Here is a 16,264-nt window from a genome sequence, read left to right on the forward strand (position 1 = left end):
TAAGAAAGGCTTTTACCCTGCTCGCTGGTAGCCATCATTTAGCTGAACGTCTATCGCACGCAGCACTGCCGTTCGGTTAATGCAGCCTAAAAGCACTCCGTCATCATCAACTACAGGGTAAACGCGAGGCTTTTCTTTTAATAATAACTGCGCTAATTCTATTACCGACATATATGGCTTTACAGACACCACGGGGGTTTTCATAATTTCCCCCACTCTGCAAATTTGCTCTCGGTAATAGCTCGACGCGATCATTTGAGCAATACAGTCTTGCTCTGAAAGAAAGCCAACCACCCTTCCTTTGGTATCTAGTACCGGGCCTCCGCTTTGTCCGCTGGCCAATAATACTTCGACAGCCTGCGCAACGGGCATATCGATATTAAGCTTCACTGGGTGAGTATTCATATAATCACTGACTTGCAACGATTCCATTTTCATTTCTCCAGCCGTGGCGCCCAATGAGACCGATACTGCTAACTATTGGCGTTACGGCACATCAATTGTTTTTAACCACTTGTGAAAGCAATTTTCCCCCACACTTAAAGATTAGACCTATACTCACCCACAAGCCAGCGTAATTAACAATAAAATAACAACTAATCTTTATAGATTGCTATGCTCACTTTACCCTCTGTATCGATGCTAGCGCGGTACATCCCCGCAGAATTGAACGGCATCGCAATGTTACCAACACTATCAATAGCAATAACACCACCGTCGCCGCCCGCTTTAACTAACACATCGTTGACTACAGTGTCGGCTGCTTTTGCTAACGTTAGCCCCTGATACTTCATGCGGGCACAGATATCAGCCGCAACATGGTATCGAATAAAAAACTCACCGTGCCCTGTCGCAGACACTGCGCAACTTTCATTGTCGGCATAGGTACCCGCACCTATAACTGGTGAATCGCCAATTCTTCCGTAGCGTTTGGCTGTCATTCCACCGGTAGAGGTGCCTGCCACGATATTGCCACCGCGGTCTAACACCACGGCCCCCACCGTACCGAAACGCTCATTCCCCTGTTGCGTTCCGTAACCGCTTGATGCCTTTTCCATACGCGCTTTTACTTTATCTAGCGCTTGTTTGCGAAACTCGGTATCAAAGACTGTGTTTTTAACCTGCTCTAGCCCGTTCTCTTTAGCGTACTGTTCGGCACCTTCACCCGACAGCATGACATGGGGCGATTCATTCATTACCAGCAATGCTGCCTCAATAGGGCTTCGTATTGTTTTAACGCCAGCAACGGCGCCCGCGTTTTTACTGCCTCCATGCATGATAGAAGCATCGAGCTCATGCTCACCGTCAAAGGTATAAACCGCGCCTATGCCCGCGTTAAAAAGCGGTGACGTTTCAAGAATTTTAATAGTCTCTACCACGGCAACTTCGCCTTTTTCACCTTCTTTTAAAAGCGAATAGCCATGCTTTACCGCTTTCGATAGCACATTTTTGTAGGCGGCGTCTTTCTCTGCCGTCATGGACGATTTTAAAATAGTCCCCGCGCCTCCGTGAATAGCTATTGCCACCTTCGGCTCCTGGGCTAACGCATTGGTAGCTAATAATGCGGCGGTAACCACGCTGAAGGTGCATAAGGTTTTATACCAACCATTAGATGAGACGCTAAAACGAGCTAAGTTCAAATTACATTCTCCTAAACGCTTTTATTATGAGTACTGAATTAACTACCATTTAATTCAGCGCAGTTAAAGCAGGCTTTATAACCCTTAAACGTTAAAATGACACAATAAGAAATAACAAGCTAGGCCACGGCAAGAAGTTCAATGAAGGTATTAAGATCGTCGTCTATGGAAGGAAGCAGGGCTTTGACTTTTTCCCACTGTGCCCCCTTAGATAATTCCCACACTAGCTCAAAGTCTTTTTTAAGTTGCACAGCACCGATATCCGCTGACATGCCCTTAAGCTTTAAGGAGAGCACTTGAACTTGTGTAAAGTCTTGCTCCTCTACAGCACCTTTTAACTGCTTTAACTTATCAGGCGCACTTTGTGAGTAAAGTTCGCAAACCCGAGAAAACAACGCTTTATCCCCCATTATTCGCGCTATCGCATCGTCTTTATCCCAACTCTCTCTCACCTTTCCATTATCTGGCGCTGGTATATCGCTTAAAGCATTAGACTCGTTGGCGCTTGTTGCTGTGACAGTTTCGTTAGTATCGCTGTGACTGCTCATATGGTCATCCATCGACACCTCTTCTTGCACACTGCTACAAGATGCTTCTTTATTGATAGCGTTTAGCAGGCTATCCACAAGGGCTGGCGCATCGCTCTTTATTTCGTTGTTACGCTTAGCGTCTTCGCTTTTTAATGCCATCGTTTGGTGTATAAGCCATTGCTTAACTTTGGGGATCAACACGTCTGCAATTACGGGCTTAGTCGTAAAATCGTCCATGCCGGCTTCTAAGCACTTCTCTTTCTCGCCAAGCATGGCGTTGGCAGTCATCGCGATAATGGGCACATTGGCATGCAGCGGGCCAGCTTTACCCTCACGGATAGCCCGGGTGGTTTCATATCCATCCATGTTCGGCATTTGGCAATCCATCAAAATACTGTGGATACGACGCCCTTTTTTCTCGCATTTTTGCAAAAATGCAATAACTTCCTCACCGTCGCAGCAGGTAAACATCTTACCAGGCAGGCTTTCCAGTACGCCTTTGGCCACCTCTCTATTTATCAAATTATCATCAACAATAAGTAGGTTAGCGTCTTCAATAGACAATTGAGGGTCTGATGTCTGTTTAACCGTCTCGAAAGCGTCGTCACTTGGACCATTTCCGTCACTGGGATGAAGTTCGTTCATTGACGATGAGTATCCCCCAAGCGCTGCATCGATTCCCTGTTGAACAAGCGTAAAACTTGAACGAAACAGCGGTTTAGGTAAATAAATTGGCTGTATATGGTTAAATTGGTAAGGCGCTCCCTCTATTTTTTGAAGGATGAAAACCACCGGTAAAGCGCAGGCTTCTTGCTCAGTAGTATGCGCATGCCAGATATCGTCTAAATCGTTAATCAAGGGGCTAGACTCATCAACAATAACCGCGTTGAACGTCGACCACTCAATTTTATCGGTATTGCTGTCTAACACGTAGGCATCTGCCCCCACATGCATCGCCAAACTACAGATATTCTCTTCTAGAGGCGAATAGCCAGCCGATACGCCTATACTGATACCACTTAGCATTGCACTTTCCATTTCTAGCGCGCGCTCAAATGATGCTTCGGTATCTGGAGTTTTTTCAGTAAGCGTAACGTAAAATGAAAATGTACTTCCAACGTCTACCACAGATTTAAACGTTATATCCCCGCCTAACAGCTGTGTCAGCTGCTTGCAAATAGACAAGCCAAGCCCTGTTCCACCATACTGAGTCGCAACGGAAGCATCGGCTTGAATAAATGCAGTAAATAGCTTTGGTTGACTTTCCGGGGCGATACCTACGCCAGTGTCACTTATGCTAAAATGCAATTCTTGTAACCCTGCGTCGTTTTCATATAACGCTGCGTTTAGCTGTATGTGTCCTTTTTCTGTAAACTTGATGGCGTTATTCAATAAGTTACTTAATACCTGATTTAGCCTATGGCGGTCGGAATTAATCTCTACACGAGGAAGCCCCGTGGTATCAACTATTAGCTCAAGCCCCTTAGTTGCAGCCTTCACCGCAAACACTTTCGCCAAAGACTCTATCAGCGTTAAAGGTTCGAAAAGCTGGTGGTTAATATCTAATTTACCCGCTTCAATCTTCGATAGGTCGAGAACGTCGTTTATTAGAACGCTTAAATTGTTACAGCTAATTTCCATCATAGACACTAACTGCTCAGCCTTATCATTGAGAGGCTGGCGTTTGAGCAATGACAGTGAACCAACCACCCCATTTAATGGCGTACGCATTTCATGACTAATATTGGAAATAAATGAGCTTTTTACGCTACTCGCCTTACGCGCCTCTTCCGTTGCCTTCGTCAGCTCTTTCGTTCTACTGACCACTTTTTCTTCAAGCTTAAAATTAACTCTTTCTATCGCATCTTTAGCTTTGTGTTCATCAGTCACATCTCGAATGACAACGGCAACGCCAGAAAATTGTGAGTTATCACCCCATATCGTCGATGCAGTAATAAGAAGTTTGTGCTCGTTTTTTTCACCGTCTATATACGCTGTTGTAAATGTCTCTTGCTTACCGCCCTTGGTGAGAACGGTTTCTAAACCAAGCGGTGACAGCGGCTTAAACGAGGAGAAGTGTTGGTTTATAATGACCTGGCTGGGTATACCAAAAAGGGATTCAGCTGCCATGTTCCAACTTTTCACTTTACCAAAAGCGTCTACGCTAAAAATAGCGTCTTTAGATATTGCAACAATTGCCACTGACTCACCGCGGACCTTTGCAAGTTCGATATTCTTACGATTACTTCGGTAAAAAAACAGCAATGCAACCGTGAATATTATCGTCACCGCCACCAATACGCTATAAACACTCATTCGTTTATCATTGAATAACAATGGTGAATGCACGCGAGACGCTATATAGGATGTTTTCCCCTTCCACTGGCGAGAGCCTCGCTCTTCCAGCCTTTAGCGGTTGCACAAATTCACTTTGCCAGTTTATTGAAGGGTTCAAATCTTTAGAAAAGGATTTATCGCTATCTGGGTGTAAGGTAAAGTAACCTTCATTATCAGTTACATAAAGCGATTGATTTTGCGCAAGCGCCTGTTTCATTTGGTCAAGCAAAAAGCGCGCGTTTACGTTCATTATTATAAAGCCGTAACGCTCATTAGCATCACTTAATATAGGAAGCGACAACCTGATAACCGCTTTATAGGGGAATTCCAACTTTCCGTATTCACGATTTAAGTTAATACTAGAAATGTAAAACTCACCTTTGTTGCTTTTTACACTCTCTTTGAAGTAATTTCTCGACGCCTTTGTTTGTAAGTCGATATCACTGGCGATAATGACAGCGCCACCCTCGCGCTCCACCCTAATAACCTCGCTCCCTTCGTTATTAGACTGAATCACTCTCAGTTGGTCAATTTCACTGTTGTTCTCAATAAAAGCAACAAATATCGTTTCTAAACGATGTTTCCATTGATCTAACGTGGTGCTATCTTTTGGGTCTACGTTACCGTTTGCTGTCGCCCGAACTATGCCGCTAATAGGTGGTGTTTGGTGCAGGAAATTAAGTGCATTGGTATACTGAAGTACCTGCATATCGGCCGCGGCTTCCGCATTTGCGGCACTTTTTTCTAGTGCTGAATACGTCTGGGCTATTGCCGCAGCTTTAATATTACCCTCAAATAGCCCCACAACCAGTATGACAAGTACGACCGCAAGCACAACGGTAAGCCCGAACGTACCTTTCGCTTCGCTTAATGTTGACTTGGGTGTAAAAGACGACAAACAAACAATATCCGTATTAATTTTTATAAGGTATAAACTAGACAGCAAACGGGGGTTGCGCAAGTCATTTACAGTGCAGCTAAGACTAAAGATTATAAGTGAATGAATGTTTTACAGTCGCCTTTGCTGCGTATACTCCCTTCAGCATTGCCTATATAACCATCAACATTTGGTATTGTATTTTACGCAGTGTACACTGCGTTCAATATTTCATTGATAACATACTGGTGGTTATGCATACACCTACATTTTTGTGGCACGATTTCGAAACCTTTGGCACAAGCCCACAAAAAGACCTCCCTTGCCAATTTGCCGCTGTTAGAACGGACATGGACTTAAATGTCGTTGGTAAGCCCATCAATATTATGAGCGCAATTGCTAACGATTACCTGCCTCATCCAGAAGCGTGTCTTGTTACTGGGATCACGCCTCAACAAACCATTAGAGATGGCTCAAACGAAGCTGATTTTGCTGCAAAAATTTATCATGAGATGTCTACGCCGAATACCTGTAGCGTGGGCTTTAATAGTATTCGCTTCGACGATGAAGTGTCCCGCTATCTATTTTATCGAAACTTCTACGACCCGTATTCAAGAGAATGGCGCAATGGAAATAGCCGCTGGGACATCATCGACGTAGCAAGAGCCTGCTATGCGTTAAGACCAGACGGTATCAATTGGCCGTTGAGAGAAGATGGCTCGCCAAGTTTTAGGCTTGAAGCATTAACGGCTGCCAATAATATCGGACATGATAACGCACACGATGCGCTAAACGACGTTTACGCCACCATATCTCTTGCCAAGCTGATAAAAGAAAAGCAGCCGCGCTTATTCGACTACGCGCTTTCTTTGCGTAATAAGCATACCGTTATGCAGCAAATAGATTTGAGCAAGCCATCGGTATTGCTTCATATATCGTCAAAGCTGCCGGCCTCACAGGGTTGCTGTACATGGGTTATGCCGATTGCTAAACACCCGACTAATTCCAATGCGTTTATCGTGATTGATTTGTCTCACGATATAGACAGCGTGTTAAATGATTCTGCAGATGAAATTAAGCAAGCACTGTACGCGCCTTCCGATACGTATGATGATGCGCGAGAGCGCCCGGGGCTTAAGCTTATTCACGTGAACCGCTCTCCTTTCATTACCACAGCCAAAGCCATGACAGAAGACAATGCACAGCGGCTCGGCTTAGACCGCGAGCGCTGCTTAGATAACTACAAAAAGCTGGCAAGCACACCAGATTTAGTTAGTAAAATTGTGGCAATATATGAAGAAGAGCGACATAGCAGCGAACTTGATATTGACCACGCGCTATACAGCGGCGGGTTCCTTAGCGATGAAGACCGGCGCTGGTGTGAAAATGTGATAAATGCTAAACCAGAAGATTTAGCGACGTTCGGTGATAAAACGCAGCACGAACGGTTGAAAAAATTGCTGTTTCGATATCGCGCAAGAAACTACCCCAATACGCTTACTGCCGACGAAATGACAAAATGGCAGTACCACCGTCAGGCGCGGCTTACCGACCCGGATTTTCACGGTTCTATAACGCTGGAAAACTATATGATGAGGCTTGAATCTCTGGCTCACGAGCACAGTGACAACCCTGAAAAGCAAGCGATATTACGGGCTCTCTATCAATATGCCGAAAACCTTTGACGGCGGTTTTAGAACGCCTTAAATTAAGAACATTGACAGAAAAACAGCAATTTATTAGACGAAGTCAAGGAATGAAATAATGCTGCCGATAATAACAATACACGCGCGCAAGGGAATAAAGATGTCATGAATGGCGTAACAATAAGTTTCGATAAATCTAGAACCTATATCAACCTAATGCTCAACCCTTCTGAATTTACCTCAGAAGTAGACATACGGGAAATAAAAAAGCAGTTAGAAAGCGGCGAAACCAAACGTCTTTACGTTTCAGAAAAAGCGCTCAAATCTGCCTGTGACACGGCTAACCATTACTTTAAAACAGGTGATGGGACTATCGTTCAAGAAAGAATTGGCGAACGTAAAAACGCGGAAGTAGAATTCCGTGTTCCCGATGACGGCATGCACGCGAACCTTGTGCTCACTACTCCCTATGGTGGAAAGCTACCCGCGTTAAGCACGATTAAATCGCTGGCGATAAAAAGTAGAGTCATCCGAGGTGTAAGCACCAAAAAGATAGAATCTATGCTGAGTAATGCTAGGCGAGCTGAGCCCGGCACGGTGCTAGAAGAAACTATCGCGAAAGGGCTTCCTGCTAAAAATGGTAAAAACTCTAAGTTCATTCCTCTTGTTCCTAATGCCCTAGAACGGGTGTTAAAGCCTCAGGCAGATGACGGCGAGCGCGTAGACATGCGCAACTTAGGCGAAATTATTTGTGTAAAAATAAACACACCTGTGTTACGTCGCACCGCGCCAACCCAAGGTCGCTCTGGTTTTGACGTAAAAGGCAATAAACTCCCTGCCGTCGCAGGCGAGTGGGTCGACTTTAAAATGGGAAGCGGAACCGTTGTGTCAGACGGCGATGCCAACCTTTTGATGTCGACCATTTCGGGCATGCCTAAGTATCGCGACCAAATTATGAATATCGATGACACCTTTATCTGCAATGGCGTTAACGTAGGTACAGGGCATGTGAATTACGAGGGAGCGGTACTTGTAAACGGCGATGTAACAGAAAAAATGCAGATTAAAGCGGCCGGTGATGTAACCATAAATGGTTTTGTTGAGTCGGCGCATATTGAAGCTGGTGGCGATATCATTATCACCGAAGGCGCTATGGGTAAGGTGAATGATTCCCAAGGCGAGTTCCAATGTAAATTAGTCGCATCAGGAAGCATCCACGTGCAGCACGGCCAAGGTATTGATATTCAATGCGGTGGAAACATTACCGTAGGCAGGCAGCTGGCCTACAGCCGCTTGCGTTGCGGGGGAGCTGTTATCGTAGGGCAAATTGACAAGCCTATGGGTAACCTTTTTGCTTGCGATATAATAAGTCAAGATCGCGTGGAGGCAGGCACCCTAGGGGCCGTTTCCGGCAGTACGTTGAAAGTGGACTTTAGCCCGGGCTTTAATCAACTCCTTGAACGAAAAGACTCGCTAGATGAATTGCTACGCCAGATTCGCGAGAACAATTTAAAGCACAAAGAGAAAATAGCACTTATCCAAGGTAAGAAAATTCCAAAAGAACTTCAGCACAAAGCCGCTGAGGCTTTAGAACTTTTCAACAATGAAAGCGCGCTGCTAGAGTGGCTTGAAAATAAGGCCAATGATGTGAAGTCGGCTAAAGAAAACTACCAGTCCGACATTAAACTTATCGCCAATAAACGGCTATACCCTGGCGTATCGGCTAAGTTAAATAACAGAAACTGGCGTTCAGAGCGTGAATATGATCGTGCGCAAATACACTACGACGCTCATCAATGGCACTACGAGCCTTTGATATAATGGGAGATATCGTGCTTTAACTAAGGAGCTATCCTTTATGAAGCACGCTTTCTTTCACATGCTACCGACATAGGTCTCAAGCTATTCCTGTATCTCGACGGCCTAAGCCGTGAAGCCTTAACACACGCTAATAATAACGAAAAGAACGCGTTGTTGAGTAGACGTAGATTTAGACATTATATTTATTCGTTCAAAAATTTATGGCGCTATGCTCACATTACCAAACCCGTGGCGCTTAGATTGATACAGGGCTTTCATGGTACGCTCCATCCAGTCGGAAAACTCTTCACATTGCTTAAGCTCAGACATGCCAATCGCAACTTTAAAATTATCGGTTAGAAGGTAATGACTCGTTACACAATTAAGTAATCTATCTGCGAGTATCTTTGCAGCACCTACCTCGGTTTGTGGGCAAAGTATAATAAATTGCTCACCACTAAAGCGAGACACCACGTCCACCTCTCTAACGGTATTTAAGCATTGGGTGGCAACCACTTTAAGCGGCTCTTCCAGCGATGATGCTTCAAGCGAATGCCCATCGTCATGAGAGTGGGTTAGCTCAAGAATGATTAACGAGGCCGTTGTTTGAAAGCGCTGGAAGCGAGAGATTTCCTCTTCCGCTCGCTGAATCATATGGTTGCGATTGTACAGCCCTGTAATTGTGTCATGGGCAGAAAGAAAGCCAAGGGTTCTGTTTTTTTCCAGCAAGGTGGCCTGTAGCGCGCTTATTTCTTCATTTTTCTGATTAATAATACGCTTGTAGGCACCTACGTGACGGTTCCTCGATATTAACCACAACAGCCCTATTAGCACAATAATAGTGCTCAATATCATCACGGTATAATTACGGCTGTAGCGTATTTGAACATTATTCCATTGTTTGTATATTTCCACTTTCCGAGATTCAGGGATCCGCTCGATGGCAAAGTTGAGTTTATCAACCAAGTGCCCATACGATTTATTTACCCCAAAGGCCAGAGAGTCGAAAGGCTCTGCATAACCAACAATGTTAATGTCTTTTAATTTTAGGTTGTTAATGTGCATATTTACGCTCATCAAAGAGCCGACCATGACATCAAACTCACCATTTGCCAGCTGTTTCAACCCTTCTTCTTCCGACGGCATACGTTTCAACCGTATCCCCGGATAGTTGCGGGAGATATACTCTACTTGTCGATAACCTTGAACTATGCCTACCGTGCGATTACCTACGCCGGAATAACCTTGAAGCATAGGCGTACCTGCCTTCGCCACCAGCACATTAGGCGCTTCGAAGTAAGGAATACTGAAATCTAGAAACTGCTTTCGATAATCCGAGGTATTGAGCATAGGGATCACTTGACACTTTCCCTGCTGAACATATTCTAGGCTCTGTTGCCAACTTTCTGTAGGTATAAGCGTGAATTCAAGGTCAGCAATCTCGGCAATCAGCCGCATATATTGGGCTGAGATGCCAACATGAATACCATTTCTTATCGCTTCGTATGGCGCCCAGTTGGGGTCAATGCAGTAAGTGATCTCCTCAGATGGAGTAAAAGCGGCTTGTTGTTCGGGGCCCGCTTTTAGAATAGCGCTGAAAACACTCGCGCCTAAAAACAACACCACACCAAAAAGATACTTTCTTATTTTTTTCAACCACACACCCAAAACAGTTAACGAGCTCAAAGACAACCGCGAAGTATTAAGCGTAACTAATAAAAATGCAATCAATTAGGCGTATATGGGCCTAATTGCTCAGGTAACGCTCTGTCTTTGCTGGAATGTCGCATTTTCATAACGTTTTTCGTTCATGATTATTGCAAGCCTTGTTACCGCCTTTTCGACATCGGCGAAGCTCAAATAAAGCGGCGCAAACCCTATTCGCAAAATATTAGGCGCGCGGAAGTCAGCGATCACCCCTTCAGCAATCCACGCTTGGCAAATGGCATAAGCCTCATCGTGGGCGAGGGCTAACTGGCTACCCCGGCAATTAATCGGTGGGCTCGCCACACCGAAATGTTCTAACACCCCTGCCCTTTTTGCTTCAGCAATAAAAAAAGCTTGAAGCTTTTTCGACTTCTCGTCGATGGCTTTCAGTGACACATCGTCAAAAACGTCTAATGCCGCATCCAATATACTCATGCCTATAACACCGGGCGTACCGCACAAGTTTTGCTTTACCGAGCTATCTGGCGCGTAGTCGGGAGAAAATGAAAAAGGGGCACTGTGTCCCATCCATCCAGACAGGGGCTGCTGATAGCTATCTTGATGACGGCGCGCAACATAAATAAATGCTGGCGCGCCGGGGCCGCCGTTTAAATACTTGTACGAACACCCTACAGCAAAATCTACGTTGCAATCATCCAAGCATACTGGGAAAGCACCGGCACTATGGGCAAGATCCCACAACGTCAAAATCCCTTTTGCATGTGCTTGCTCGGTAATGCCTTTCATATCAAGCTTAAGCCCACTTCGAAAGTTAACCTGCGTAAGCATAAGCACGGCAATATCATCGGTTAACTGGCTACTAATACTGGCTTCATCTACATAGCGGATACTGTACTCTTCGCCAAGTAAATCTAACAACCCTTGAACCATATAGATATCGGTTGGAAAATTATCACGTGTGGTCGCAATTACTTTGCGCCTTGGGTTCATTTTAAGCGCGGCGCTTAACACTTTAAATAAGTTAATAGAGATAGAGTCACAGCAGATGACCTGGCCCTGTTGCGCGCCTATAAGCTCCCCTATTTTGTCGCCGACTTGTTGAGGTAAGGAAATCCACTGGTGTTTGTTCCAACTTGTAATAAGGCCTTGCCCCCATTGCTCTTGAACTACTTCAACCGCTCGCTTTTCTGCTGATTTCGGTAAAGGGCCAAGAGAATTACCGTCTAAATAGATGGTGTTGTCTGGAAGCGAAAAAGCCCCGGCTTTGTGTGCTAGCGGGTCCTTGTCATCAAGTTGCTCAGCGGAAAAAACCTTATTAATCATGTTCACCAATAACCTCAAGTAAAGCATCAAAGGATGTAGAGTCAGGGTGTAGCCAATCGAAGTGGCCACCATTTGTTATTATCTTTTGTTTTGCGCCAGCCATTGTAGCGTGGAGTTTAGGTACAATGCTATCGGCGTCACCTTGCATCAACACTATGGGTGTATTGATAAGTTTCGCGTTAGGAGTGGCAGCTTGATAAGCCTCGGGGTTTTCATCCGGCATGCTATGCATGAATTTTGCAGTAGCAGTCTGGCAACTGTTGGCTCCAACAGCGTAAGCGTTTATATCGGTGATAGCAGCAAGTCCAATGACTTTCTCAACGCTAACGCTTTGTGTGAATTGCGGCAGTTTCTGTGCGGCAAGCATAGCAAGATGCCCACCTGCCGAATGCCCAGCAATATAAACCTTCGAATAACGTCCATTACCACGGATACGTTCAAGCGACGTTATCATGGCCTCAGTAACATCATTTAAGCTACCAGGCCAACCGCCGCCTTTGTCGCCAACGCGCCGATACTCCATTACGAAGACACCCATCCCTAAATCCGCCAACGCCTTATAAAACCCGCTTGCATGATCATAACCGTAGGCATTCAACCAGCACCCGCCATGAACAAACACAACAGCTTTTCCAGCAAACTTATCGTGCTTTGTATTGCGTCCATGCCACACGTAAACAGACTGGAGCGGGCTTTCTCCGTAGCTAAACAGCTCGTCATGTTCTCTTGTTGGCAAGACACCCAACGCAGCATATGGCACTTGCGTTAACGTTTTACTGCTAGCTGACAGTTCATTAGATTTATCGTGGGTGTCTTTGTAAATTTCGCTAGTATTAGCATGGGTGTCATTCTTAACGTCATCTCGCTTAACGTCAGAGTTTGCGGGTTGCTTAATCTCGGGGGCGCTTTGTGTGGGGCGCGCGTCGCTTTTAACGTGGGTGTCTTTGCTAGCCGTATTTATACGATGGATGTCTTTATTACTTGCTGTAATATCTTGGGTGTCTTTGTAATTGAACTGCGGTTCGATTCCACTTTTGAAAGTAGCTGATTGCGCAACAGCTAGCTGTTGCAAAGAGATAAGTGCGATAAATAGTGCGCGTGTAAAAGTAGTAATGTGTACTGTGTTCTTCATGTTCTGACTTTTTCTTTTGTTGAAACACAGAGCAACATTAAAGTGATGTCACTCTGTGATTAAATCGTTTACATGTACGCTATGAAACTTGACTTAAAGCATCTCAACAGCAAGAGCAACGCCTTCTCCACCGCCAATACACAAAGATGCTATACCTTTACGACCATTGCTTTGTTTAAGTGCATGAAGAAGTGTTACAAGGATGCGTGCGCCAGAAGCGCCAATGGGATGGCCTAATGCGCATGCCCCGCCTTTTACGTTCACTTTGCTTTCATCAAGCCCTAGCTTTTTAATCGCCAGCATAGTTACCATGGCAAAAGCTTCATTGATTTCAAAAAGATCTACGTCTTCTTTTGTCCAACCAGCTTTGTCTAACACTTTTTCCATTGCGCCTACCGGTGCAACTGTAAAATTCTCGGGCTCTATTGAGTTCGTAGCGTGAGCTACCACTTTTGCTAATGGTGTCAATCCAAGGGCTTTAGCTTTACTTTCACTCATAACAACAAGTGCTGCAGCACCGTCAGAGATAGAGCTAGAGTTCGCTGCCGTTACCGTACCGTCTTTTTTAAAGGCTGGGCGGAGTGTGGGGATCTTTTCAGGGCGAGCAGAACCCGGACCTTCATCAGTATCCACCACTGTATCACCTTTACGTGAAGATACAGTTACTGGTGCAATTTCGTCGTTGAACGTGCCGCTATTTATTGCTTCATGCGCTTTAGACAATGAACTTAATGCAAATTCATCCATTTCACCGCGGCCAATATTCTCTTCATCAGCGGTATCTTGAGCAAAGCACCCCATTGCTTTACCGTCGTAAGCATTCTCAAGGCCGTCTAGCATCATGTGATCAATAACTTGGCCATGCCCCATGCGATAACCCGTTCGCGCTTTTGGCAACATGTATGGCGCGTTACTCATACTTTCCATACCGCCAGCTACCACCGCAGAGGCGCTGCCTGCTTTGATAAGATCATGGGCCATCATGACTGCTTTTAAGCCTGAACCACAGACTTTATTGATAGTGGTAACACCGGCACTTAGCGGAAGCCCCGCCCCTATTGACGCTTGTCGCGCAGGAGACTGCCCTAACCCAGCCGGTAAAACACACCCCATAATGACCTCGTCAATTACAGAGACATCCACCTCATCACACGCAGCTTTTATCGCAATTTCTCCAAGCTTTGTCGCAGCGAGAGAAGACAAGCTACCGTTAAAACCACCCATAGGTGTACGTTTCGCCGCGACTATCACTACTGATTCATTACTCATATCCGTGCCCTTAATTTCATTTAAAATATTGAATGAATTGAAGAAAGCCAGTCAAATGTATACAAAAGTAAACACCTCTATCAGCTACAAAACCTGACCTTCACCATGAAAAATTGACGTTAGCAAAATGTTACTTTACCTTAACGTAAAATGTAATTAACGTTAACGTAAACCTGTACTGAGTATGTGTCAACCAAACACTACGTTTTAATATAGCGATGTAAAACCACTCGCTCAAAACGTAATGCTTTTACAAAGACACCCACTCAATTCAGGCAACAAATTACAAAGACACCCATGCAAACGACGGGTGTTAAGCAGCGCTTAAAGAACAAGGTACATGTAATGAACAAGTACGATGACGAAACAACATATGCAATAGGTGAGCTCGCTCGAGAGTTTGACATCACACCTCGCTCCATCCGTTTTTATGAAGAGCAAGGATTAATGTCACCCTCTAGGACGGGGCAAAATCGCGTTTATTTGAATAAAGATAGAGTGCGATTAAAGCTAATTTTGCGTGGTAAACGGCTGGGTTTTTCCCTAGCGGAAGTCAAAACACTGTTCGACATGTACGACACAAACCCTAATTCGGCGGTTCAGCTGGAAGCCATGCTAGATATGACTGAACAAAAGAGAGCTGTACTTAAACAACAACTAGAAGATATTCAAATGTTAATGACTGAACTGGATGATGTTGAAGCACGCTGCCGTGAAGAACTCGCAGAACTAAAACGAGGAAAAATCGCATGAATACCTCCTACCCTACTTTAAATTTCGGGCTTGGTGAAGACATCGAAATGTTACGAGACCAGGTCTATCAATTCGCTCAAAATGAAATAGCGCCTCTTGCTGAAAAGGCTGATGCTGAAAATCAATTTCCTAATCAACTATGGACTAAGCTCGGAGATATGGGGCTTCTAGGGGTGACTGTCTCAGAGCAGTACGGTGGTTCTGAAATGGGCTACCTTGCTCATACTATTGCTATGGAAGAAGTGAGTCGTGCTTCAGGCGGCATAGGGCTAAGTTACGGCGCGCACTCGAATTTATGCGTGAACCAAATATTTAAAAACGGTAACGACACTCAGCGAGAAAAATACCTGCCGAAGCTTGTGAGTGGCGAGCATGTCGGTGCATTAGCCATGAGTGAACCCAACGCGGGATCAGACGTTGTAAGTATGAAGCTGAAAGCGGAAAAGCGCGGCGACAAGTACATTCTTAACGGAAATAAAATGTGGATAACTAATGGTCCTGACGCCCACACATTTGTTATCTACGCTAAAACCGATCCAAATGCAGGCCCTAAAGGGATCACGGCCTTTATCGTTGAGCGAGACTTTCCTGGTTTCAGTCGCGCACAAAAGCTCGATAAGTTAGGAATGCGCTCATCAAACACCTGTGAGTTAGTGTTCGAAGACTGCGAAGTGCCGGCTGAAAACATCCTTGGAAAAGAAGGCGAAGGTGTTCGTGTGTTAATGAGCGGCTTAGACTACGAGCGGCTTGTTTTATCAGGTGGGCCGCTGGGTATCATGCAATCTTGTATGGATATTGTTGTGCCTTACATACACGACCGCCGACAGTTTGGACAGTCAATCGGCCAGTTCCAGCTAATTCAGGGAAAAGTAGCAGATATGTACACGCAAATGAATGCTGCGCGTGCTTATGTTTACACTGTTGCTAAGTCGTGCGACCGCGGCGAAACAACGCGCAAAGATGCGGCTGGCGCCATTCTTTATTCTGCTGAGCTCGCAACCAAAATGGCGCTAGATGCTATTCAGCTTCTTGGCGGTAACGGTTACATCAACGAATACCCTACAGGTCGCCTGTTAAGAGACGCAAAACTTTATGAAATTGGTGCTGGCACATCAGAAATTCGCCGAATGCTAATAGGCCGAGAATTATTTAACGAATCTAAATAACGCAAGGTAGAGGGTGATAATGCCTTCACTGTGTGGCGAAATGCTGCGAAAAGTGAAAAGCAAATTATCAAGACACCCAACCTTGCAGAATTAAAACGCGAATAAGTTGCAAAGACACCCATC

Annotated in this window: 12 protein-coding genes; 4 read left to right on the forward strand and 8 right to left on the reverse strand. The window is 45.1% G+C overall.

The window, feature by feature from the left end:
- Positions 1-12: 12 nt before the first annotated feature.
- From ACTRWF_RS01340 to ACTRWF_RS01355, 4 genes are all read right to left on the reverse strand, one after another.
- Positions 13-432: a CBS domain-containing protein gene (locus ACTRWF_RS01340; protein WP_012518171.1), complete on the reverse strand. Its 420-nt coding sequence runs from the start codon at positions 430-432 to the stop codon at positions 13-15.
- 164 nt (positions 433-596) lie between these two features.
- A complete protein-coding gene (locus ACTRWF_RS01345) occupies positions 597-1,640 on the reverse strand; it encodes an isoaspartyl peptidase/L-asparaginase (RefSeq protein ID WP_462834977.1) in 1,044 nt (347 codons plus the stop codon).
- Positions 1,641-1,759: 119 nt separating this feature from the next.
- On the reverse strand, positions 1,760-4,486 hold the full coding sequence (locus ACTRWF_RS01350) for an ATP-binding protein (RefSeq protein WP_462834978.1): 2,727 nt from the start codon (positions 4,484-4,486) through the stop codon (positions 1,760-1,762).
- Positions 4,487-4,493: 7 nt separating this feature from the next.
- Positions 4,494-5,405 (reverse strand): hypothetical protein, encoded by a 912-nt coding sequence (locus tag ACTRWF_RS01355; protein ID WP_462834979.1) that lies wholly within the window; start codon positions 5,403-5,405, stop codon positions 4,494-4,496.
- 233 nt (positions 5,406-5,638) lie between these two features.
- On the opposite strand from ACTRWF_RS01355, the gene sbcB reads away from it, so the two are divergent.
- Positions 5,639-7,069 (forward strand): exodeoxyribonuclease I, encoded by a 1,431-nt coding sequence (gene sbcB / locus ACTRWF_RS01360; protein ID WP_462834980.1) that lies wholly within the window; start codon positions 5,639-5,641, stop codon positions 7,067-7,069.
- Between the two features lie 126 nt (positions 7,070-7,195).
- Positions 7,196-8,851: a FapA family protein gene (locus tag ACTRWF_RS01365; protein WP_462834981.1), complete on the forward strand. Its 1,656-nt coding sequence runs from the start codon at positions 7,196-7,198 to the stop codon at positions 8,849-8,851.
- A 198-nt stretch (positions 8,852-9,049) separates the two neighbouring features.
- Here ACTRWF_RS01365 and ACTRWF_RS01370 read toward each other — a convergent pair whose 3' ends face one another.
- From ACTRWF_RS01370 to ACTRWF_RS01385, 4 genes are all read right to left on the reverse strand, one after another.
- Positions 9,050-10,453, reverse strand: a complete 1,404-nt coding sequence (locus ACTRWF_RS01370; protein ID WP_462835077.1) for a diguanylate cyclase — start codon at positions 10,451-10,453, stop codon at positions 9,050-9,052.
- Between the two features lie 132 nt (positions 10,454-10,585).
- Positions 10,586-11,821, reverse strand: a complete 1,236-nt coding sequence (kynU, locus tag ACTRWF_RS01375) for a kynureninase (RefSeq protein WP_012518165.1) — start codon at positions 11,819-11,821, stop codon at positions 10,586-10,588.
- Positions 11,814-12,953 (reverse strand): alpha/beta fold hydrolase, encoded by a 1,140-nt coding sequence (locus ACTRWF_RS01380; RefSeq protein WP_462834982.1) that lies wholly within the window; start codon positions 12,951-12,953, stop codon positions 11,814-11,816. The genes kynU and ACTRWF_RS01380 overlap by 8 nt, the downstream gene beginning before the upstream one ends.
- Positions 12,954-13,046: 93 nt before the next feature.
- Entirely contained in the window at positions 13,047-14,222 is a 1,176-nt protein-coding gene (locus tag ACTRWF_RS01385; protein ID WP_015066941.1) for a thiolase family protein, read from the reverse strand.
- A 345-nt stretch (positions 14,223-14,567) separates the two neighbouring features.
- On the opposite strand from ACTRWF_RS01385, the gene ACTRWF_RS01390 reads away from it, so the two are divergent.
- Both ACTRWF_RS01390 and ACTRWF_RS01395 read left to right on the forward strand, forming a co-directional pair.
- Positions 14,568-14,975 (forward strand): MerR family transcriptional regulator, encoded by a 408-nt coding sequence (locus ACTRWF_RS01390; RefSeq protein ID WP_015066940.1) that lies wholly within the window; start codon positions 14,568-14,570, stop codon positions 14,973-14,975.
- Positions 14,972-16,141: an isovaleryl-CoA dehydrogenase gene (locus tag ACTRWF_RS01395; RefSeq protein WP_348680553.1), complete on the forward strand. Its 1,170-nt coding sequence runs from the start codon at positions 14,972-14,974 to the stop codon at positions 16,139-16,141. The genes ACTRWF_RS01390 and ACTRWF_RS01395 overlap by 4 nt, the downstream gene beginning before the upstream one ends.
- Positions 16,142-16,264 lie beyond the last annotated feature (123 nt).

The sequence above is a fragment of the Alteromonas sp. G5_S2_22_S1 genome, assembly GCF_054968525.1.

Excerpts from the sequence above, each read along its gene's own strand:
- ACTRWF_RS01350 (WP_462834978.1), bottom strand. The coding sequence starts at position 4,486 with ATGAGTGTTTATAGCGTATTGGTGGCGGTGACGATAATATTCACGGTT.
- ACTRWF_RS01390 (WP_015066940.1), top strand. The coding sequence starts at position 14,568 with ATGAACAAGTACGATGACGAAACAACATATGCAATAGGTGAGCTCGCT.
- ACTRWF_RS01395 (WP_348680553.1), top strand. The coding sequence starts at position 14,972 with ATGAATACCTCCTACCCTACTTTAAATTTCGGGCTTGGTGAAGACATC.
- ACTRWF_RS01380 (WP_462834982.1), bottom strand. The coding sequence starts at position 12,953 with ATGAAGAACACAGTACACATTACTACTTTTACACGCGCACTATTTATC.
- kynU (WP_012518165.1), bottom strand. The coding sequence starts at position 11,821 with ATGATTAATAAGGTTTTTTCCGCTGAGCAACTTGATGACAAGGACCCG.
- sbcB (WP_462834980.1), top strand. The coding sequence starts at position 5,639 with ATGCATACACCTACATTTTTGTGGCACGATTTCGAAACCTTTGGCACA.
- ACTRWF_RS01340 (WP_012518171.1), bottom strand. The coding sequence starts at position 432 with ATGGAATCGTTGCAAGTCAGTGATTATATGAATACTCACCCAGTGAAG.
- ACTRWF_RS01365 (WP_462834981.1), top strand. The coding sequence starts at position 7,196 with ATGAATGGCGTAACAATAAGTTTCGATAAATCTAGAACCTATATCAAC.
- ACTRWF_RS01385 (WP_015066941.1), bottom strand. The coding sequence starts at position 14,222 with ATGAGTAATGAATCAGTAGTGATAGTCGCGGCGAAACGTACACCTATG.